17 protein-coding genes are annotated in these 22,066 nt (G+C 37.3%); 2 read left to right on the top strand and 15 right to left on the bottom strand.

Translation table 11 applies throughout. From position 1 onward, the window contains the following. Window positions 1-32: 32 nt before the first annotated feature. From gldN to topA, 7 genes are all read right to left on the bottom strand, one after another. The gene (gene gldN, locus M0R16_02040) at window positions 33-887 is read right to left on the bottom strand and encodes a gliding motility protein GldN (protein ID MCK9611661.1); all 855 of its coding nucleotides are present in this window, start codon (window positions 885-887) and stop codon (window positions 33-35) included. 22 nt (window positions 888-909) lie between these two features. Continuing rightward, window positions 910-2,526, bottom strand: coding sequence for a gliding motility protein GldM (gene gldM, locus M0R16_02035; protein MCK9611660.1), 1,617 nt, complete (start codon window positions 2,524-2,526; stop codon window positions 910-912). A 41-nt stretch (window positions 2,527-2,567) separates the two neighbouring features. After that, on the bottom strand, window positions 2,568-3,587 hold the full coding sequence (gene gldL, locus M0R16_02030) for a gliding motility protein GldL (protein MCK9611659.1): 1,020 nt from the start codon (window positions 3,585-3,587) through the stop codon (window positions 2,568-2,570). A 48-nt stretch (window positions 3,588-3,635) separates the two neighbouring features. Next, window positions 3,636-5,018 carry an SUMF1/EgtB/PvdO family nonheme iron enzyme gene (locus tag M0R16_02025; GenBank protein ID MCK9611658.1) on the bottom strand — a complete coding sequence of 461 codons (1,383 nt, stop codon included), beginning with the start codon at window positions 5,016-5,018 and terminating at the stop codon, window positions 3,636-3,638. 106 nt (window positions 5,019-5,124) lie between these two features. Next, window positions 5,125-6,129 carry a type IX secretion system membrane protein PorP/SprF gene (locus tag M0R16_02020; protein ID MCK9611657.1) on the bottom strand — a complete coding sequence of 335 codons (1,005 nt, stop codon included), beginning with the start codon at window positions 6,127-6,129 and terminating at the stop codon, window positions 5,125-5,127. Between the two features lie 297 nt (window positions 6,130-6,426). Further along, window positions 6,427-7,602: a formimidoylglutamase gene (locus M0R16_02015; protein ID MCK9611656.1), complete on the bottom strand. Its 1,176-nt coding sequence runs from the start codon at window positions 7,600-7,602 to the stop codon at window positions 6,427-6,429. Between the two features lies 1 nt (window position 7,603). Next, a complete protein-coding gene (gene topA / locus M0R16_02010) occupies window positions 7,604-10,009 on the bottom strand; it encodes a type I DNA topoisomerase (GenBank protein MCK9611655.1) in 2,406 nt (801 codons plus the stop codon). 119 nt (window positions 10,010-10,128) lie between these two features. On the opposite strand from topA, the gene miaB reads away from it, so the two are divergent. Continuing rightward, window positions 10,129-11,442: a tRNA (N6-isopentenyl adenosine(37)-C2)-methylthiotransferase MiaB gene (miaB, locus tag M0R16_02005; protein ID MCK9611654.1), complete on the top strand. Its 1,314-nt coding sequence runs from the start codon at window positions 10,129-10,131 to the stop codon at window positions 11,440-11,442. Window positions 11,443-11,482: 40 nt separating this feature from the next. On the opposite strand, the gene M0R16_02000 is transcribed toward miaB, so the two are convergent. Beyond that, entirely contained in the window at window positions 11,483-14,407 is a 2,925-nt protein-coding gene (locus tag M0R16_02000) for an insulinase family protein (GenBank protein ID MCK9611653.1), read from the bottom strand. A 133-nt stretch (window positions 14,408-14,540) separates the two neighbouring features. Then, window positions 14,541-16,232, bottom strand: a complete 1,692-nt coding sequence (dnaX, locus tag M0R16_01995; GenBank protein MCK9611652.1) for a DNA polymerase III subunit gamma/tau — start codon at window positions 16,230-16,232, stop codon at window positions 14,541-14,543. Between the two features lie 428 nt (window positions 16,233-16,660). Here dnaX and M0R16_01990 point away from each other — a divergent pair, with 428 nt between their 5' ends. Continuing rightward, window positions 16,661-16,915, top strand: coding sequence for a hypothetical protein (locus M0R16_01990; protein ID MCK9611651.1), 255 nt, complete (start codon window positions 16,661-16,663; stop codon window positions 16,913-16,915). A gap of 120 nt (window positions 16,916-17,035) precedes the next feature. Here M0R16_01990 and M0R16_01985 read toward each other — a convergent pair whose 3' ends face one another. The 6 genes from M0R16_01985 to mce all read right to left on the bottom strand — a co-directional run bounded on the left by M0R16_01985 (window position 17,036) and on the right by mce (window position 22,062). Then, window positions 17,036-18,184, bottom strand: coding sequence for a sodium ion-translocating decarboxylase subunit beta (locus tag M0R16_01985; GenBank protein ID MCK9611650.1), 1,149 nt, complete (start codon window positions 18,182-18,184; stop codon window positions 17,036-17,038). 36 nt (window positions 18,185-18,220) lie between these two features. Continuing rightward, complete coding sequence (locus tag M0R16_01980) at window positions 18,221-19,273, bottom strand: TerC/Alx family metal homeostasis membrane protein (GenBank protein MCK9611649.1); 1,053 nt, start codon at window positions 19,271-19,273, stop codon at window positions 18,221-18,223. A gap of 14 nt (window positions 19,274-19,287) precedes the next feature. After that, window positions 19,288-19,728: a biotin/lipoyl-binding protein gene (locus M0R16_01975; GenBank protein ID MCK9611648.1), complete on the bottom strand. Its 441-nt coding sequence runs from the start codon at window positions 19,726-19,728 to the stop codon at window positions 19,288-19,290. Window positions 19,729-19,754: 26 nt separating this feature from the next. Further along, window positions 19,755-20,000, bottom strand: coding sequence for a hypothetical protein (locus M0R16_01970; GenBank protein ID MCK9611647.1), 246 nt, complete (start codon window positions 19,998-20,000; stop codon window positions 19,755-19,757). 10 nt (window positions 20,001-20,010) lie between these two features. After that, the gene (locus M0R16_01965) at window positions 20,011-21,570 is read right to left on the bottom strand and encodes an acyl-CoA carboxylase subunit beta (GenBank protein MCK9611646.1); all 1,560 of its coding nucleotides are present in this window, start codon (window positions 21,568-21,570) and stop codon (window positions 20,011-20,013) included. A 78-nt stretch (window positions 21,571-21,648) separates the two neighbouring features. Further along, the gene (gene mce / locus M0R16_01960; protein MCK9611645.1) at window positions 21,649-22,062 is read right to left on the bottom strand and encodes a methylmalonyl-CoA epimerase; all 414 of its coding nucleotides are present in this window, start codon (window positions 22,060-22,062) and stop codon (window positions 21,649-21,651) included. Window positions 22,063-22,066 lie beyond the last annotated feature (4 nt).

The following is a 22,066-nucleotide window of genomic DNA, read 5'->3' as shown; positions in this document are numbered from 1 at the left end:
AAACCCCGGCGTTTTGCCGGGGTTTTTTTATTTTAATATTCCCACAAATCATGCTCTTTAACAAAGAGTTCTTCTTTAACCCTCTCCGCTTCGAGCAAACCATCCATTCCCTTTGCATATTGGTATATTCTTCTATCGTAAACATTACTTTCTTTGTAAATATAACTTCCAAAAAGCCGTTTAAAAAACACATCTTCATATGTTCTTCTTTCAGCATCGTTCCATTTGTTATATACTTCATTATTGGCAAAAATTTTGCGACATTCAGGAAAATAAACCCAAAATAATGGTTTAAAACCTTTAGGTTCACCAAATTCATCCAATTCTTCCATATATGGACATAAACCAAGAATTCGGACATCCATAACAGAACGCTGTTTATCAAAAAACCAGTCTTCTTTTACCCTCAATAAATAAACTGAAGATGGATCAAAAGGATTGGAAATCACACTATCATATTCATCGTAAGGTGGTTCCAATCTAGTCATTGTCATAGTATCCTCCTTGTCAAGAGTTCTTTTTAATTCTGCAGGAGTTAGTGGTGTTAAAAATTCTTCGTTATCCGTTGTATAAGCTGTAATTGTGTTTTCTTTAATCGCATTATAAAGAATTTGCATAAGGCTTTTACGCCCCTGTTGTTCTTGAACAGGATAATAAAACGGGAGGTTAATTTTTTGTCTCATATCAATAATGCGCCATATACGTTTGGCCCACATAACATCAGCTTCACGAAGTGAAGAATAAGGTATGGGCTCACGATTAGGAGTGTTCAATTTATAATAAACACCATCTAAAGGCGGTTTTCCTAAATTATTTTGTGCATTTGCATCATGCTGTATAGAGAACAGGAATGCAACAAATGATATGATACTGATTATTCTTTTCATAAAATACCTCCTTTGGGGGGTTTTAATTAATTTTTAAAGCAATTGAACTTAAAGAACGTGAAGATCCATCCGGCCCCTTCGCTTTAATATCTTCAATATATACTTTTTGCCCTCTTGTAGCTTTATTTATCATGGTAATCATTTGTGGGGTAAACTTTGAACCGCTCGACTGAAGAGAAATAAGATCGCCGGCCTGACTCATTGTAAGAGTAAAACTTGTAATCGTAAAATAAGCTTCGAATTCAAAACCATCCATTCTTGGTATGACTCCGCCAGCAGCCAAAAGCGTACCTTTAGGTATCAAACCTCCCTGTACATTCCCAACGTAAGGAATAGGGCTAGGTACACGCTTTACCCTGAATTTCATCGAACACATAGAACGAGAAGTTGCTCCCATTTTGGCGCTTACATTTACTGTTGCTTCTCCCTGAGTTGCTACTTTTACAATGTAATTATGATCCTTTCCATTCACTTTAGTAATGCTGCCACCGCCGCCAGTAATAGTAGCTGTTATTTGTTCGTTTGAAGCTCCAGGAACTGAAATCGAGACAGGATTATCTAGTCCAATATAAAAAACATTCATTTTAACCGGTGATATTGTGGCAGATGGTGTTCCAACAACATATTCACTGTTGAAAGGATACGACCTCTCAACCCCATCAGAACCTGTAACTTTAATAACTCCACCGTATTGCTTAACACCGGGACCTCCGGCTGGAAGTTTCAACTTACCCACACCTGCTTCGCCTTCAACTGTCATTTGTGTCCCACTTATTACGAGAGTATTTGTATCAACTCCTGCACCCACAATTATTTCTGGATTTTGCTTTGTGTCATAAGCTGCGACAAAAATATCAGCTTCATAAGTTTCTCCAGTTAATATATAACTGCTTTTTGCAACTACTTTAGCTCCAATTTTATCAAATTTAAAATCTTCCAGTGAAATTTCAGATATCAATCTGTTTACCACATCAAATTCAGCATTTTTCACTTCGGCAATCAGTTTGTTCAATATAACAATGTCTGCTGCCATGATAGTATTATAAAAATTATGCATCTCCCAATTTTGCTCGCGGCCATTTAAACTTTTATAAGGACCTTTTGTGTCTATACCTAAATTCATATTAGCGCGATGTTTTTCATCAATCAGATTTAACAAACTTGTTTTGTATTCTTCCAGTTTGTTTTTTAATTCAGTGGCCTTGGCTCCCTCACCTTTTTCACTGCTTCCTATAAAATAGCGCGTAGATTCGGACCATTTATCCAAGCCGGGAAGGGATCCAAATTTCAATGTCTTAATCTCTTCAACTGATTTGCGTGATTCTTTAGCAATAACTTCCAATTTCATCTGTTCTATATAAGCAATCAAGTCATCTGAAAATTTCTTGGCCTGCTGTGCTTTTTCGTAATAAGGCTGAACCTTGGCTCTATTAATTTCCATCTGTTTATCGAACTGAGCATATGAACTTTCAACTTTTTTAGAAAAGTTTTTATTTGTTGTTTCCATACCTTCGTTTACAACGAGGTATGCATTCAGAATCTCTTTAGATACGTTAAGTGCCAAAAGTGCTGTCAGAACGAGATACATCATTTGAATCATTCGCTGTCTCGGGGTTTCCGGACAATTTGTTGCACCCATAATTTGCTCCTGTTTTTTTAGTTAAACCCTTTAAATAATTCTTAATTGTTTTGTTTAATATTCATTGCAGCAAGCATATTTCCATAAACTTGATTAAGTGCCGAAACATTTTTAGCCAGCACATTGACCTGTTCTTTGTATTTTGCAGTGCCTTCAACAGATTCATTAAGATTTGACAGAAACGAAGTTATTGTTTCTTTCATCATATCTGTTTTTTGAAGCTGTTCACCTGTGCTCTTCAGTTGTAATTCGTAAATGTTATTAAGGTCAGATAAATTTTTCGACATCCTTTGTATCTGGTCTCCATATGATTTTCCGTCAACAGCAGAAAAATCTATAGCTTCTGCTGATTTTGTCAATGATTCACATGACCTTGTATATTTATCTGCAAGATTATGTGCTGATTCTGTGGCCTGCTTAATACTATTAACGTACATTTCGGTAGCATTAATATCTTTTTGGATAGTTTCAGCCATCTGGCTATATGCGCCCGTTAAATTATTTGCAGAAGCCGAAGCGGTTTTAATACTGTTTGTTAATTCTTCAGCTGAGTAGATATCTTTTCCTAAAATTTCAGCAGTTTTTGCATAAGTTTCTGATAAATTTTTAACAGAGCTAGATGCCATATTCAAATTTGATACGTAACTATCAGTAGCACCGGCAGCATCAGCAACGCCAGAAAGTTTTTTTGCATTTTCGCCCAAATGACGCATCCCTTCTCCCAAACTATTTATAAGTTCTGGACCTATTTTTGCTTCTTCAAGCATTCTATCAAGTTCCTGTGTAAGGTTTTTCTTCTTTTTCTTTCCATCAATATCATCCATGCCTGCTAGTTCAGGATATACCAACGACCAGTCATACTCCACATGCAGTGGTTCAAAAGCCGAGAAAAAGAAAATTAATGATTCTGTCCCCAAACCAATAATAAGCATGATATCTGCCCCGGGATAGTGATTGATTTTAAATAAAGCACCAAGAATAACCACTGATGCACCCCAGCCATATAATTTGGCCATAAATTGTTTGTAACCCTTGCTTCTTACTAAATTATAAAGTCCCATAGTTAAAATTTGTTTTTTAAAATTGTTAATATTAATTGATTATTAATTTTATCTATAAACATTTGAAGAACTTGAGCCATCGTCAATATGACGGCCTAAGTATGTTTGCACGCACCTGAAGCCTATATAACATTTTGCCGTATCCTGAAACTCATAGGTTCTGGTTCCTGTTTGCATATAATATCCAACGTCTTTCCATGAGCCTCCCCTAATAACTTTGCGTTTCAACGCTTCAGGATCTGATTTTTTTGCTTCGTATGAATAATTCATATTGAGATCATGAGCAAAATTATAAGCAGATTCATCATATGCATCATCACACCATTCAGCAACATTACCAGCCATATCATATAACCCATAATCATTTGGTGCAAAGTGAGCTACTATCAAAGTATGTACACCTCCATCATCTATATAATTACCTCTTAAAGGTTTGTAGTTTCCAAGGAAACACCCATTGCTATTGCGAATATAGGGTCCACCCCAAGGGAAAGGACTTTCATCAAGTCCGCCGCGTGCTGCCCATTCCCATTCGGATTCTGTGGGTAAACGGAATTCATTAACTCTTGTTTCTCCACCAGCTTCCAGATAATCATTAAGCATATTAGACCTCCAGATACAAAATGCACGAGCTTGTTTCCAGTTAACGCCTACAACAGGATAATTATCATAAGCGGGATGTGCAAAATAATTCAACATGGGCTCATTATAAGAATATGTGTAATCGTGAACCCAGCATAAGGTATCCGGATAAACATTAATTACATCCTTTTTAATATAAACTGATCTGTCTTTTACTCCCTGAGGACGGTTTGCCAAGCTTGCCAAATCATAGTCGGCTTGGTCTTGTGTAGCTTGTGCATCAGCTGAGAAATCTTTTTTTGCTGCTGCTCTATAATCTATCCAGTAATAAACATAATTTAGTTTTCTGGTATCTATTTCTTTTCTTCTGTAAAATCTTTCATGTTCCGGCATATATAAAGGAGCCAATGCTTCTATTTCTTCCTGCTCCAACCTGTCCCAGCGAATTCTTGTCTCCCAGTTCAGCATGTGTGGTTCCAGTGGTTCGCCAAATTCGTCTTCTTCAATCCACCAATCCTCAGGAGTAACTCCTCCAAGTAATTCCCTTGCCAAAGAATCTCTTACATAATATACAAATTGACGATACTCGTTATTGGTTATCTCAGTCTCATCCATATAAAATGCTTGCACGGTAACTGTTTTGTGTTGTGCCGTTAATGAATATGGAACGTCCTGATCGCTGGGGCCCATTTGATAACTGCCGGGAGGAATAAATAACATTCCGTAAGGTGTAGGCTGATAAAATCCTTCCCTTCCCGGAACCCCTATGAGTTCCCCGCTACCTTGATTTTTGCAACTGCTTAAAGCTATTATTGCAAAAAAAGCTATTATTACCAGGAATTTTTTCATATTTTGATTATTTGCTTACTAATTTTCTTTTTTTATATTGATTTTTATTTCGTTGATACCATTAAAACGTAAAAATAATATTTTTTGTTACGTCTGTTAAACATTTTTATAAAAACCTTGTATTGATATATTTTGTAACATATTTTTTCGGTTCAATTTTAAAGCAATACCCAAGCATTACTTCATGGGAACCACTACTTCTCTTATTCTTTCCTAAAGCTGATGTTGTTATATCATATGAATAGCCTATTCTTAAGTTTTGCAATGCTGGGCTCATGGATGGCTGATTAAGTGGATAAGCCCCAACAATAATCGCAACAGCATCCTGCACACGGTAAGCAACACCTCCCCATATCATATTTTTCCATTTAACCAGGGCAGCGATGTCATATTGTGCCGATGCAAAATCTGTTTTAATAAGAACATAAGGGCTAAGTTCCCATTCGGGATTAATATTCCAATGATAACCTCCGGTAAGATAATAGTGTCTTTTGAGCTTAGAATTAAATTGGTCGCCAAGTTTAAGCTTGCTTTCTATAAGCTGATTTGAAGAAATTCCCACATATGCTTTCCCGGGAATATTATAAAACAAACCGAAAGCAATGTCAGTGATAAATAAGCTTTTCTTTCCCGAGTTGTTCATTAACAATGGGTCGTTAGGATCGAGAGGATTGAATTTGGAAAAATCAATTGACTTATTTAAAAAGCCTGCTTGTAACCCAATACCCAGTGTACCAATGGCAATGTTAACATGAAATGAATATGCCAAGCGAACACCAAGATTATTTTCAGCTCCCAGCTTGTCATTAAATACTGAACCTCCGAGGCCTCCATGCAGGGCCCTGATAGGAGCATCAATGGTAAGTAAAATAGTTTGCGGAGAGCTTTTGTATGTCTTTTCCTCTTGAGTTGATTGGTCAGTATAAGTAGATGTAAAGCCTGTCCATTGCTGACGGAATAATGTCGTTATGCAAATCTGCTTATTGATACCTGCATAACCGGGATTCACAAACATGTTAGTAAACATGTTCTGTGTAAATTGTGCATCTTGTTGAGCAAAGACCGTACAAGAAAACAAAACTGAGATTAAAAATAAGTAGAGTTTTTTCATATTTTTTTTATAATTTTTTAAAAAAGGGTATAAAGTAACACATTATTAATTGTATTAACAAATAAATGTTGATAAAAATTTTTGTAAAATTTTTACCCTTCCTGTAAAAACCTGTTTATCAAAACGTTTCACTTAAAGTCCCAAAAATTCAAAAATAATACTTTTTTACTGTTAAACCCATAAAAAAGTTTCACTACGCAAAGATAATTTTTTTTATCTATCTGAAACAGATGAAAAAAAATTTTTAATGTCAATAAAAAAATTTTGATGAGAAATAAAATAAGCAATCAAAAGCAATTACATGATTTTCTTGTATGCCTGCCACCAGCGGTCGGGAATTTCTTCTTTTAAAGCTGTTTTGTAGTCTTTATATGAGCATGGTACCATAAAATGACGTTCATATTTGGATAAAAGTTTTACAGGACAGGGTACTTCCATCCACCAACGGTCGGATTTCTTACTTTTATAAAAAACGATTTCGTTTTGCAACTCTTTTATTGCTACTCTGTACTTACTATAATATTTTTTATCCTTAACCGGAAAATCATGTTTACGGTTATAATAGCCTTCTATAAAATACCAGATTGCTTGTGCCGCTAAATGAGATGTTTGGCCGTTATTGTCAAACTCAGGATTTATTTCGTAAATTCCCAAAGAAGTAAGCTTATCACTTAATCCTGCATAACGCATGATGCGACATAATTCTTCTCCGTAAAACCCGTTTGGAGTAGCGTTTTTATTACCCGGGGCATCAGATTGGCGAACAGCCGAAATATCAACTGATATCATATCCGCATTGCGAACCATAGGTTCTACTTCTTCCATATCACCTTGTATTATACCTAAACGATATGTATCAAAAAATAATTTATCCATGAGCGCTACGGCTTCGGCATCAACAAAATATGTCTGGTACCCAATGCTTGAATAATTAAACAAATAGCTGGGTTGATGAGTAATTATTTTATTCAGATACGTTTTTGAAGTAAGCGCAACATCCCCGACTCCAAGGTCAAAGGATTTGTCAACATTAACAATATTTATTATTCTACCTATGGATTCATAGGCAAGATAATTCGCATAAGTAAGATCTTGACTACCGCCAATAATCACAGGAATTATATTGCGTGTAAGCATATTCGCAATTACATCACGACAAGCAAAATATGTATCCTTAATAGTATTTCCCTGTCTGATATTTCCTAAATCAGCAATTTTAATTCCGGTATTATGCTTAAATAAAGTATAAAGAAATTTACGGACATTGTCGGGGGCACTTGAACAACCATAATTATTAATAGATGCACGGCTCTCACCCACGCCAAACAATACTATATCAATATTATCGAGATCAGGGAATTTATTACTTTCCTGGTATACAGAGAGTGCATAAAATAAATGGTTAGGATGTTTGTTTTCCTCATCAACTATTTTTTGAACATCTACCGGCTCGAAATAGATTGATACATCCATATTACCTAGTAGTTTTTGCTTTTTTTGCAGTTGATTTTTTTGCCTTACCAACTGTTTTCTTCTTTGGAGCTTTCTTCGTTTTATTCTTTTTAACAGCAGTTTTTTTTGAAGGTTCTTTTTCACCAACCTGATTTATTACATCCAGGCAATCCTGCAGTGTCAAATCCTTGGGCTCTTTTTCTTTAGGGATTTTATAATTTTTTTTCATGGCTGAAATGTAAGGGCCATATCTTCCGTTCAATACCCTGATTTCAGAATTTTCAGCAAATTCTTTTATAATATATTTATCTGATTTCGTCTGTTTGCCCTCCATAATTTCAATGCTTCGCGGCAAAGAAATTTCAAGGGGGTTGTCACCTTTTTTTATAGAGTAAAACTTTCCTTTATGCCTGATATAAGGCCCAAAACGTCCTACCCCCACCACAACATCTTCATTTTCATATTTTCCAAGATTTCGTGGCAAGCTCAACAACGCAAGTGCATCTTTTAGTGTGATGTTATCAATACTTTGCCCTTTTAACAATCCTACAAACCTCGGTTTCACATCGTCGGCATTTTCGCCCAGTTGTATCATTCCTCCGAATTTTCCAAGTTTTACATAAATGTTTTTGCCTGTAACAGAATCAACCCCCAGCATGCGTGAACCGCTCACTTTCTTTGCTGTTTTCTGTGTTTCATCAACTTTGATATGGAAATTTTTATAAAAATCTTTTATCATGACATTCCAAACCTTTTTCCCTTCGGCAATTTCATCAAATTCCAGTTCCACACTTGCAGTGAAATTATAATCCAAAATATCTCCGAAATTCTCCTTCAAAAAGTTGTTTACCAAAATTCCAATATCTGTTGGTGATAACTTCGCTTTTTCATAGCCAACAGTTTCGGTTTTATGTGTTTCTGATATTGTATCATTCCTGAGAAACATTTGATAATAGATACGTTCAACACCATCTTTGTTCCCTAAAACAACGTATTCGCGTTTTTGTATTGTTGAAATAATTGGTGCATAGGTTGATGGCCTTCCTATGCCAAGCTCTTCAAGCTTTTTAACCAGGCTTGCTTCAGTATATCTTGGAGGTTGAAGTGTAAACCTTTCGGTCATAGATATCTCTTCCCTCTCAAGTTTATCTCCTGGCTTTACCGGAGGCAACATTCCTTTATTGTTTTCTTCCTCATCATCATCGGTTGATTCAAAATAAACTTTCAGGAACCCGTCAAACTTAATTACTTCTCCTGTAGCAACAAAAATTTCTTTTACCGATGGACTGCTAATTGAAATATTTGTTTTTTCAATTTCAGAATCACTCATTTGCGAAGCAATAGTACGTTTCCAGATTAAATCGTATAGTTTTTTCTGGTCGTTAGTCCCTTCAATAGTCTGATTGTTGATATAAGTCGGTCTTATCGCTTCGTGAGCCTCTTGAGCACCCTTGCTTTTAGTTTTATAATTTCTGATTTTCACATATTCGCTACCGAATGTGGTTTCAATTTCTTTTTTTGCCATACTCAATGCCATATTAGACAGGTTTACCGAATCGGTACGCATATAGGTAATTTTTCCCAATTCGTAAAGTTGTTGGGCAATCATCATGGTTTTTGAAACAGAAAATCCGAGTTTACGACTAGCATCCTGTTGCAGCGTTGATGTGATGAATGGAGGTGCCGGTGATTTTTTGGCAGGTTTAGTTTCAATATCCTTCACCCAAAACTCAGCGCCAACACACCTTTTAAGAAAATCTTCCGCTTCAGCTTTTGTTTTAAAACGGTTTGACAATTCGGCTTTTATTTTATTACATTTGCCGTCAATCATGATATTGAAAATTGCCCCGCCTCTGAAAAAAGACACCGATGTGAAATTTCTAATTTCCTCTTCGCGCTCCACAATAAGCCTGACGGCTACAGATTGAACTCTTCCGGCAGATAAAGCCGGCCTAACCTTTTTCCACAGTAGGGGCGATAATTCGTATCCCACCAGACGGTCAAGGACTCTTCTGGCCTGCTGTGCATCAACAAGATTGATATTAATTGTCCTTGGGTTTTCTATAGCTTCAAGAATTGCTGTTTTGGTAATTTCATGAAAAGCAATACGTTTTACTTTGGCCGTATCCAGATTTAAGGCTTCAGCCAAATGCCATGATATGGCTTCACCCTCTCTGTCTTCATCAGATGCAAGCCACACGGTTTGTGCTTCTTTAGCATATTTGCCCAGTTCATCAACTAACTTTTTTTTATCAGTAGGAATTTCGTATTGAGGGAGAAATCCATTTTTAATATCCACACTCAATTCTTTTTTTGAAAGGTCACGAATATGCCCAAAACACGATTTTACAATAAAATCATTACCGAGAAATTTCTCAATTGTTTTCGCTTTTGCTGGAGATTCTACTATTACCAGGTTTTTTATCATACAATAATATTTATAGCTTTTTAAAAAGTTTTGCAAATTAACGCAAAAAAAAAATTTCAAAACCAAATTATTTTTTTAAAAATTTTTGTTTAACTACTTTTGCATGATATTTAAAACTAATGATTCCTAATACTTATCATATTGAAACTTATGGCTGCCAAATGAATTTTTCGGACAGCGAAATTGTTGCTTCCGTATTAAACAAAGCGAATTATGTGCAGGTTTCAAAGCCCGAAGAAGCCTCATTGATTTTTTTAAATACCTGTTCCATTAGAGAACATGCCGAACAACGTGTTTTGAACCGCCTGAAACACCTGAAAAGCCTGAAGAATAAAAACAACCGGTTGATTATCGGTATACTGGGTTGCATGGCTGAACGCATACAAGACAAGCTGTTTGAAGAAGGCGCCGACCTGATTGCAGGCCCTGACACATACCGGGAATTGCCCCAAATGATTCAGGAAGTTATTAATCACAGCAAAGCAGTAAATACTTTACTTTCCGAATCTGAAACTTACGAAGATATTAACCCCCTAAGAATTGGCAACAATGAAGTTTCTGCATTTATATCCATTATGAGAGGGTGCCAGAACTTTTGTTCATACTGTGTTGTTCCTTACACACGAGGAAGCGAACGAAGCCGTTCACCCGAAAGCATACTTGTTGAAGCCAAAGAACTTTTCGAAAATGGGTACAGGGAAGTTATACTTCTCGGGCAAAATGTGAACTCATACCGTTCGGGAGTGTATGGCTTTCCGAAACTTATCTCCAAAGTTGCCGAAATCAATCCGCTCTTACGCATCCGTTTTGCCACATCCCATCCTAAAGACCTTTCGAACGATTTGATAGAAGTCATTGCCGAGTATCCCAATATCTGTAAATCCATACACCTGCCTCTTCAGTCGGGCAGCAACCGCATTCTGCAACTGATGAACCGAAAATACACAAGTGAATTTTATCTTGACCGTATCAACGCCATTTATAAAGCCATACCTGAATGTAGTATCTCCTCAGATATCATCGCTGGCTTCTGCAGCGAAACCGAAGAAGACCACCAACAGACCATTGCAGTGATGAAACAAGCTGCATTTGATTATGCATTTATGTTTAAATATTCGGAGCGCTCAGGCACCACTGCTTCTGAGAAAATGAACGATGATGTGCCCGAAAAAACTAAATTACGCCGCCTGAATGAAATAATTAATTTACAAAACCAACTATCACTACATAGTAATAAAAAAGATATCGGCAAAATTTCAGAAGTACTTGTTGAAGGTACTTCTAAACGCTCATCCAAACAATTAAGCGGCAGGACTTCACAAAACAAAGTGGTGGTTTTTACTGATGACAAGCATAAAGCAGGGGATTACGTGAATGTGAGAATTACACAATGCTCTTCTGCAACATTGCAAGGAGATGTTGCACCATATTGAACTCAAAAAAAACCGCCCATTTCTGAGCGGCTTTTGTATTTTAATATCCAAAGATATCTTTAAGCTTCAATTTCTTTACCTTGCCATATGATTTCAACATTTTAAAATCCAGCGATTTTGAAGGGCCTAAAACCAAAATAGTCTGTGGCTTCCCTTTGATATAGGCTTCCTGAAATTGTTTAATATCATTGAATTTCAAATCGGGTATAACTTTAAATATTTCGCGGCGTATGTCTTTGTCCTGGCCCAACCTACGTGCTGTTTCGTAATTAAACAAAATATCCGATTGTGTGATTCTTTCGGTACGCATCGCCTGAATTATAGAGTTCTTGGCAAGTTCAAATGATTTTTCGGCTTCAGGCATATTGTTCATCAAATCAAAAAATGCTTTTAGTGCATCTCCGAGCTTATCGGTTTGAGTCATGATAAACGAAATATTGTAATTGTGGTTTTCTTTTTTCTGAAGCAAATTCTGGTAAACAGACATGGCAGCATAAGCCAATGCCCTTGATTCCCGCATTTCCTGAAATACAATGGCATTCATCGAACCGCCAAAATACTCATTGTAAAGACGGATAAGGGGCTCCTTGTTTTTATCATACACTTCGCTTTGGCTAAGCATCAGAAGCATCGCCTGTTTCATATCATAGTCAACCTGATAAACTTTATTTTCATTGGTTGGCTGTTCCGCGAATTTTGTTTCCTCAGGTATGGGAACAAACGCATCCGGAACATTGTGATATTTTTCTATCAAAATTTTTAGTTCTTCTGTAGTATTGCTTCCGTAATACAATATTTTATGATAATGTTTTGTTAAGTTTTTGATTCTGTCAATCAGTTCCTGAGTGTTCAGTTTGTTTAATTCGCTTTCACTTAAAATATTAGTAACAGGTGATTGAGCCCCATAGATACCATACATGACCATCTGCGAAAAAATAATCTGCTGGTTTTTCTTATTGTTTTCTCGTTGTTTGAGTTTATCATTAACAAGATTCGCAAGGGCTTCGGGATTGGGCTGGCAGTCGGACAATAAGGATTCGAAGAGCATCATTCCTTTTTCAATATTTTCGGTAAGGCCGCTAAGCGAAACCCAAACCTGGTCATAAGATTTGAAAACCTCAAAAGAGCATCCTAATTTAAAAAATTCTTTTTTGATTTCCTCGGGGCTGTATTTTGATGTACCGAGATATTCAAGGTAATCAATAGCCATACCCAATTTTTTATCGTGATTTACTCCAAAATCAAAAACATAGTATAAATCAAAAGTTTTATTTTCATTGTTTTTAACATATAATACTTCCAGGTTCTTTTGCTGGAATTTTTTAATATCGGTATTATAATCAAGAAATACCGGTTCAATGTCGCGTACCTTCTGCTCTTCTATAATCTTTAAAAATTCCGATTTGTCATCGCGGTTTATTTTTATTTTGGTAATCTTGGGTTTTTTAATTTTATCAATCGTCTCATCCTTGCCTGTCTTTTTATAAATTAAAACATAGTTGTTCCCGAAATTTTTATTGGCAAAATCTATGATGTCCTGTTTGGTCACTTTTGAAAATATTTCGATTTTATTGGAGTATTTTTCCCACGGTACACCGAGTGTAAATGCCTCAACAAAAGCGTGAGCCCTTGATTCGTTTTTTTCATACTCTTTCACCTGACGCAATTTCATGTCAGTTATAATTGCTTCAAGCAACCAGTCGTCGAATTCGCCTTTTTTAATTTTTTCAATTTGTTCCAGTAAAAGATCTTTTACCTGGTCAAGTGTTTGGCCTTCTTTTGGTTTTCCGGTAAGTAATTCAAAAGAATAATCGGCAAGTATTTCACAGTTTGCTGTTGCAGATAAAACTTTTTGTTTCTGTACCAAATTAAGGTCAATCAATCCGGCGGCGGAATTTGCCAGTATCATATCGAACAGGGGCAGCATAATAGCATCTTTAGTATTCGCCCCCCCAAATCGAAAAGCAAGAGAAACATTTTCTGCATCGGGGCCTGTAACTGTAACTATACGTGGTGCCGTGATAGGTTCTTCGGGCTCATAATTATACGGTTCTACGTCAGAAGGTGTTAAATCACCCCAAATTTTATCAATCAAAGCGATGGTCACATCCGGATCAAAATCACCCGAAAGGCAAATAGCCATATTATTGGGGACATAGTTTTTGCTATAAAATTCCCTGACACGTTTCATCGAAGGGCTTTTCAAATGTTCCGGAGTACCAATCACCGTTTGTGTTCCGTAGGTATGTTTTTGAAATAAAGCTTTTAATAATGCAAAATACATTTTAACCTGGTCGTTGGAAATAGTCATGTTATACTCTTCATATATGGTTTCTAGCTCGGTATGAAACAAGCGAAGTACAGGCTGTCTGAAGCGTTCGGCTTCAATAGTAAGCCAGTTTTCCAGCTGGTTGGCGGGGATATTGTTCACATATACAGTTTGCTCAAGCGATGTGTAAGCGTTGGTTCCTGTAGCTCCGATAATGCTTAATAGTTTATCATATTCATTAGGTATTACAAATTTTGATGCTTCGGTGGAAATACTGTCAATAAGGCGATAGATTTTATCACGATTGGTTTTGTCGTCGGGTTTAATACCTCGGTACACTTCGAACAAGCTATCAATCGTAGCTACCATGGGGCCTTCCTTTTCAAAATTTATACTGCCAATTTTGGAAGTTCCCTTAAACATCATGTGTTCAAAATAATGTGCAAGTCCGGTTGCATCCGAAGGGTCGTTTTTGCTCCCTGCCCTGGTGGCAATATAAGTTTGTATGCGCGGCTCGTCTTTATAAATGGTCATAAAAACCGTGAGGCCGTTTTTAAGCTTGTAAATTCTTGCATTCAGGGGGTCATTAGGAAATTTTGTAAATTTATATTCCTGAGCATATACGCTTTGAAGAATAAAAACAAGTCCCAGTAATACCAATAAAAGTTTTTGATTTGTTTTGAATTTTCTTTTCATAATCGTTGAAGTTAATTTTGTTTATATGGACAAGTTGTGGGTTTAAATGTTACAAATTAGTTTTTATATAAGCTTTAAATTATTTTGACCTCTGCGAGCCTTCTCAATTTTTTCAATATGAATTACAACTCTTTTATTCAATTTCCAAGTCAAGGCTATCTTTAAATTTCTTTAAATCAGGATTTTTTTCAAGCATTTTGCGGTATTTTTCTTCAGAAGTGAACGGCTGAGTGTTATCTTCCGTCATTTCGGACACTCCTCCGTCAATATCCACATTACCATTTTTTAAAGCAACTCTTAATTTGTGAAGTATTTCGGGCTTTTTTGTTTTGAATTCGCTATACTGAATTTTGTTGTCAAACAAAAAATAAATATTTCCCGTTTCGTCTATTTCCGGATTTCTGCTTTTCAGTGCTCTGTAAAAACTTGCTTGTTTTTCATATTGGCTGGCCATCTCGTCCCAGGCTTTTTCTAAAGACTCAGAAGTAATAGTTTCGTTGCCATAATCAATCTTTTTTTCTTCAGCGATGGTATGTGTTTTTTCTTTATCCTCTGTAATGGAAATTATTTTTCCGGCGGATAATACAGCTTTTTTAATTTCGTTTTTTTCTGTAAAATCGGGCTTGTCAGTGTATGTATAGGAAGTTTCTTTTTTATCTTCCGCTTTTTTTTCTACCGGCTCAGTTTTTTTTTTATTCAGCGGATATGAAGTCTGGGCATTTTCTGCTGGGCCTTCATTTAGACTACACATTTTAATAAACGCCAGCTCCAGATGCAACCTCTTGTGGTTGCTGCTTTTATACTCAAAATCAAAACGGTTGACAATATCTAAGTTTCTGATTATGAAATCATCGTCACATTGTTTGGCAAGCTGGGCATATTTGTTTTTAATATTTTCACTTGCTTCGAGAAGATTCAGTGTTGATGTATTTTTACAAACCAAGAGGTTACGGAGATGCGAAGCAAATCCCTCCAGAAATATCTGTCCGTCGAAACCATTTTCCAATATAGTATCAATAAGGTTTAAAGCATCGAAGTATCTGCTCTCAAGGATTATTTCCGTCATCTTGAAATAATATTCATAATCGAGAATATTCAAATTATCAATAACAGACTGAAATGTGATGCGGTTGTTTGTGGAAATAGCTAACTGGTCGAAAATAGAAAGTGCATCGCGCATAGCACCGTCGGCTTTTTGAGCTATGGTATGCAGGGCGTCGGTATCGGCGGAAATTTTTTCGGATTCGGCAACATATGCAAGATAAGAAGCCATGCCTTCCACTGTAATTCTTTTAAAATCAAATATCTGGCAGCGGGATAAAATAGTGGGAAGTATTTTGTGTTTTTCTGTTGTGGCTAAAATAAATTTTGCAAACGAAGGGGGTTCTTCAAGTGTTTTTAAAAACGCATTGAATGCGGCAGATGATAGCATGTGAACTTCGTCAATGATATACACTTTATATTTTCCAACCTGAGGAGGTATGCGCACCTGGTCAACCAAAGCTCGTATGTCATCAACAGAATTATTTGATGCAGCATCCAGTTCGTGTATATTGAAAGATGTTAGTTCGTTAAAGGATACACAAGAAGGGCATGCATCGCAGGGTTGACAGTTATCTTTAAGGTTCTGGCAGTTTATTGTTTTAGCTAAAATCCTTGCACAGGTGGTTTTACCAACACCACGTGGTCCGCAAAATAAAAAAGCCTGGGCCAGCTTATCGTTTTTTATGGCATTTTTCAGGGTTGAAGTGATAGTGTCCTGACCCACAACCATTTCGAAAGTAGAAGGGCGGTACTTACGAGCTGAAACAATATAATTCTCCATGAAAAAATATTTACCCGTGTTTTGGGGTCAACAAAAATATAAATTTTTTTTTAATAATCTTTATCTTTTAATTCTAACGCGACTGAATAAAAAATGTAAAAAATAATTTTAATTAAATCTGCAAATCATAATTACCTAAGCCTACGTTAAATGTTTTTGTATTAATGATTCGTATTACTATGTTAATAAATTAAAAATCAAAATGACTCAAAAACAAGCTTTCAATCAGAATATTAAGGTCAGGTGAATAAACAATGGTATTACACAGGAAATTTCAAGGGGGACATCACTGCTTTGTATCGCTGAAAACCTCGATATTAAACTGAAGTATCCCATACTTTGCGCATTGGTAAATAATTGCAATGAAGAACTTTCTTATGAAGTATTTCAGCCGAAGACAATTAACTTTATTGATATAACACATACTGATGGAGGTACAACCCAACCAGGTTGAATATTCGGAAACCAAAAGGTTGTTAAAATTTTTCAGCTACTTTAAATCTATGGAATCCAGAGGGATACCCCCCACCTCGATATTACGCAAATTCGTTGGGGGCAGTAGTTTCAATGTATTGATTAACCACAAACCATCAACGCCGGAACAGATTCCGGTGCTAAAGCTCCAAACAACAGATGCTACTCAGATTTTTGTTTATGAGGAAATAATTTGTCTATTGCTTTGATGGCAAAGAAGAAAATTATCATAAATAAAAAAATGCCGAGCATCCCCAGGCCTGTAACTTCTAATGCTGATTCAAAATTTTCTAATGCTGCTTCAAAATTATTCATATTCGCCTCCTTGTTTAACAAAATAACGGAATCAACGACAGAATAAGGCCTCCGGCAACAACAGAGCCGATTTGCCCGCCTACGTTAGCACTCACGGCATGCATGAGCAAATAATTGGTAGGGTCTTCTTTTTGCCCCATACCATGTATTACACGGGCCGACATCGGAAAAGCGGAAATACCGCAGGCGCCGACCATAGGATTGATTTTCTTGCGTGCAGGCAGGAAAATATTCATACCCTTGGCAAACATAACTCCTCCAAACGTATCGAAGATAAAAGCAACCAGTCCCAAGCCGATGATCATCAGGGTGTCCAGCCTTACAAATCGCTCGGCAGTCATAGTGCTTGCGATGCTAATCCCCAGCAGGATAGTAACAATGCTTGATAATTCATTCTGTGCAGCCAACGATAACTTATTCAGCACACCACACTCTCTTATCAGGTTGCCAAACATCAGAAATCCAATGAGTGCAAGCGAGGAAGGAGCTATGATACCGGCAAATATGGTTACAATTATTGGAAAAAGTATGAGCGAAGTTTTTGATACGTTTTTGGCATGGGCTTCCATGTGAATACAACGTTCTTTTTTGGTTGTCAGCAAGCGGATTACCGGAGGTTGAATGATGGGCACCAGAGCCATATACGAATAGGCAGCCACAGAAATAGGACCTAACAACTCCGGAGCAAACCTCGCAGATACAAAAATGGAAGTCGGGCCATCTGCAGCACCGATAATACCTATAGAAGCGGCTTCTTTCAAGTCGAATCCGAGCAATGTCGCACCCATCATGGTCAGGAATATACCAAACTGGGCGGCTGCACCGAATAATAACAACAAAGGATTTTTAAACAAAGGAGAAAAATCAATCATCGCCCCGATAGCTATGAAAATAAGCAACGGGAAAACTTCATTGGCAATACCGGCTTCGTAAAAAACTGTTAAAGCTCCTTCCAGTGCTTTTCCGGTTACCGGATCAATTTGGGTAAGTGCTGAAGTTAAAGGGATGTTCACTAACACTGCACCAAAACCCATGGGCAGTAATAAATTTGGTTCGTATTGCTTAGCGATGGCAAGATAAATGAGTGTTAAACCCACAGCGATCATTACCAGGTTTTGCCATGTAATACTATAAAGAACCGGTAACAAGCTTTCAAAATCCATAAGACTATTATTTAATTATTGTATAAATATTGTTTTTTAATCTAATATATCATCCTTCAAAGTTTCAACTTCTTCTTTTAATTCATTGATTTCTTTTTTTTCTGAGATAACCATAGATAGAAGAATGGACAGGGTCAAGGTAGAGACAATTACTACTAAGGAAACCCATGAGTGCATGGAGAAAAATTTCCCTACGGCAGGAATAGCCGACACTAACATTTTAGCGCCAATAAAGAAAAGTATGAAACTGACCCCGTGTTTTAAAAAACGGAACAGGCCAATAATTCCTTTAAGTGCGAAAAATAAAGAAATCAGTCCCATCACAGCAAAAACATTGGAGGTTATGGCAATAAAATTTTCTTCCCCGGGTGTTAAAATGTTGGTCGCACCTTCCTTGATAACGCCAATAATAGCAGGTATAGAATCCACCGCAAACAAAACATCGGTAGACCCCAGTACCAGAAGCACCAGCAAGATGGATGTTATGTGCCATTTCCCGTTTATTTTATGTATAAATTTATGAGGATCCTTGTCCGGGTCAACAGGAAAAAGCTTTGATGCACCTTTGTAAAGAATATTTTTTGTAGGATCAACCTGGTCATCTTCTTTGGTAAAAGCCATTTTGTAGGCGGTCCAAATAAGAATAGCGCCAAATATATATATGATCCAATGGAATTGTTCCACAAGTTCCATTCCCACTAAAATAAACAATATGCGCAATACGATGGAGATTAAAATCCCCAGTTTTAACAAACGGGGTTGATTTTTTGCACTTACCGCCATCATAGAAAAGATCATGATAAAAACAAAAAGGTTATCAACCGAAAGAGAATATTCCGTTAAATACCCTGAAATGAATTTCGTCATCATCACAGGTCCTGTTTTTACTGCACTATCGGGATTTTGCGGAAAGAAAAAATAAAGAGAAACTCCGAAAAGCAAAGCGATACTGATCCATAGTGCGGTCCATTTCAACGAAGTTTTTACCGTCAACTGGCCTTTCCGGTGATCGGTAACATAAAAATCTATTAAAAAAACCACTATGAATAACGCAATAAAAACGATCCAATAAATTGTAACAGGATTCATAACAATATACCAAATTAATTAATTTCCACTAGAACATCACCTTCCATAACAGCATCACCCTTTTTAACTTTGATATTGGTTACTTTCCCTTCTTTATCAGAATTGATATTGTTTTCCATTTTCATTGCTTCAAGAGTAATTATTTTTTGCCCGATCGACACGGAATCGCCAACATTAACATAAATGTTTAAAATGATACCCGGCAGGGGGGATTTGACCACGCCGCTTCCTTTAGGAGCAGAAGGCGATGAGGTTTTGGCAGTCTGAGGCGATGCATCTGTCGAAGGTACAGCTACAGTCCGTACCAGTTTTGGCGTTTTTGTCGTCTGCAACGACTTGTCAACTTCAACCTTGTATGAAGTGCCGTTAACTAAAACATCTGCAATATTATCATCAATATTGGATATTTCGACTTCGTACTGATTTTTATTTATTTGAAATTTATATTTACTCATATCTCGGTTATTTAGATTAATGACTATTATTTAAATCTTTGGCGGGGAATATGCAACGGGGTCTGGCGCAATCCATAAATTTTTGAGCTCCAGGGTGAATAGGGCCGCATAACTTTCTGAATGGTCAATACAGTTTTTTCGTAATCGTGAATATCCCTGACATGCATATCTATTGCCATAGCAATTACGGCCGCGATTTCATCAAAGTTGGTTTCCTGAACCACTTCTTCGACCAAAGGTTTTTCTATTTTTTTCTTTCTAAAAACTGCCATAACTGTACAATTAAAGTGGTAAGTTGGAATGTTTTTTCGGAGGGTTGGAATCCTTTTTTGTTGCCAGCGACTGCAGTGCGCGAATCACCCGGAACCTGGTATTTCTCGGCTCGATCACATCGTCAATATATCCGTATTTTGCCGCCTGGTAGGGATTGGCAAATTTATCCTTGTAATCATTTTCCTTCTGGGCGATGAATTTTTCTTTTTCTGCTTCATCAGTTATTTCCTTGAGGTCTTTCTGGAATAAAACTTCAATAGCGCCTTTGGGTCCCATAACAGCGATTTCCGCTGAAGGCCATGCATAGTTGATATCCCCCCTCAGTTGTTTGGAACTCATCACATCATGGGCGCCGCCATAAGATTTACGCAGCGTTACAGTAACCTTGGGCACTGTAGCTTCGCCATAAGCATATAAAAGTTTAGCGCCATGAATGATAATCCCGCCGTATTCCTGAGTGGTACCCGGTAAAAATCCCGGCACATCGACCAAAGTAACCAGAGGAATATTAAAGGCATCGCAGAAGCGTACAAAACGTGCGGCTTTGCGCGAGGCATTGATATCAAGCACCCCGGCAAGGTAGTTGGGCTGATTCGCTACAATACCGACCGACATACCGTTAAACCTTGCATACCCGATCACAATGTTTGGGGCAAAATGCCTCATGACCTCAAAGAACTCACCCTCATCTACGATAGCGTGAATAACATCTTTTACATCATAAGGTTTATTTGGATTATCGGGAACGATCTCGTTGAGAAAATCTTCCAGACGATCAATAGGATCGTCGCAGGGCGCTAAGGGTGGATCTTCGAGGTTGTTCTGCGGAAGATAGCTCAGAAGTTTTCTTATCAGCATAAACCCTTCCTGTTCATCTTCTGCCACAAAATGATTGACGCCGGATTTTGTTCCATGAATCATGGCGCCACCGAGTTCTTCATCCGTTATTATTTCTCCGGTAACGGTTTTTACCACCTTGGGGCCGGTCACAAACATATAACTGTTTTTCTTGGTCATCATGATAAAATCCGTCAAGGCAGGAGAATACACGGCGCCACCGGCACAAGGGCCGAAAATGGCTGAAATCTGAGGTATAACACCCGATGCCATAATATTACGCTGAAAAATTTCAGCATATCCGGCAAGGCTGGTAACGCCTTCCTGAATGCGGGCTCCGCCGCTGTCGTTGATGCCGATGACCGGGGCACCTACTTTCATGGCCATATCCATTACTTTGCAGATTTTCTGTGCAAAGGTCTCTGAAAGCGAACCGCCGAAAACCGTAAAATCCTGAGCAAAAATATACACCATACGTCCGTCAATGGTTCCATATCCGGTAACAACACCATCCGACATGTACGTTTCTTTTTCCAACCCAAAATTTGTACAACGATGGGTTACAAACATATCAAACTCCTCAAAACTGCCTTCATCCAAAAGCATGTCTATTCTTTCCCTCGCCGTGAGTTTTCCTTTTTTGTGCTGTGAATCAATGCGTTTTTGGCCTCCGCCGAGTTTTGCCTGTTCCCGTTTGTCGAGCAGCTCTTTTATTTTGTCTTGTAAAGCCATATTGTAATTTTTTTATATTATTTACATTCAGGAATTTATGATACTCTTTTTACTTTTCAGTGTAAATATCCTTGCGGATCACTTTTTGTTTTTGTCTTCACATAATTCAGTCAGTACGCCGATGGTTGATTTGGGATGCAAAAAAGCAATATGCAGGCCTTCGGCGCCCTTACGCGGTGTTTTGTCGATCAATTGTACCCCTTTGGATTCCAGTTCGGTCAATGATGATTCGAGATCGCGGGCAGCAAACGCTATGTGGTGTATACCCTCTCCTTTTTTCTCGATAAATCTGCCAATAGGTCCCTCCGGATCTGTTGATTCAAGCAATTCAATTTTCGTCTGGCCAACCATAAAAAATGCCGTTTTTACTTTCTGTTCAGCCACCTCTTCCACAGCATAACACTTGAAACCCAATACGTTTTCGTAGTATTTTATGCTTTCTTCAAGGTTTTTAACTGCAATTCCGATGTGTTCAATATGTGAAATATTCATAATA

Source organism: Bacteroidales bacterium, assembly GCA_023228145.1.
Classification (GTDB): domain Bacteria; phylum Bacteroidota; class Bacteroidia; order Bacteroidales; family CAIWKO01; genus CAIWKO01.
The sequence above is the reverse complement of the archived record's forward strand: the minus strand, read 5'-3'. Positions and strand labels throughout refer to the sequence as shown.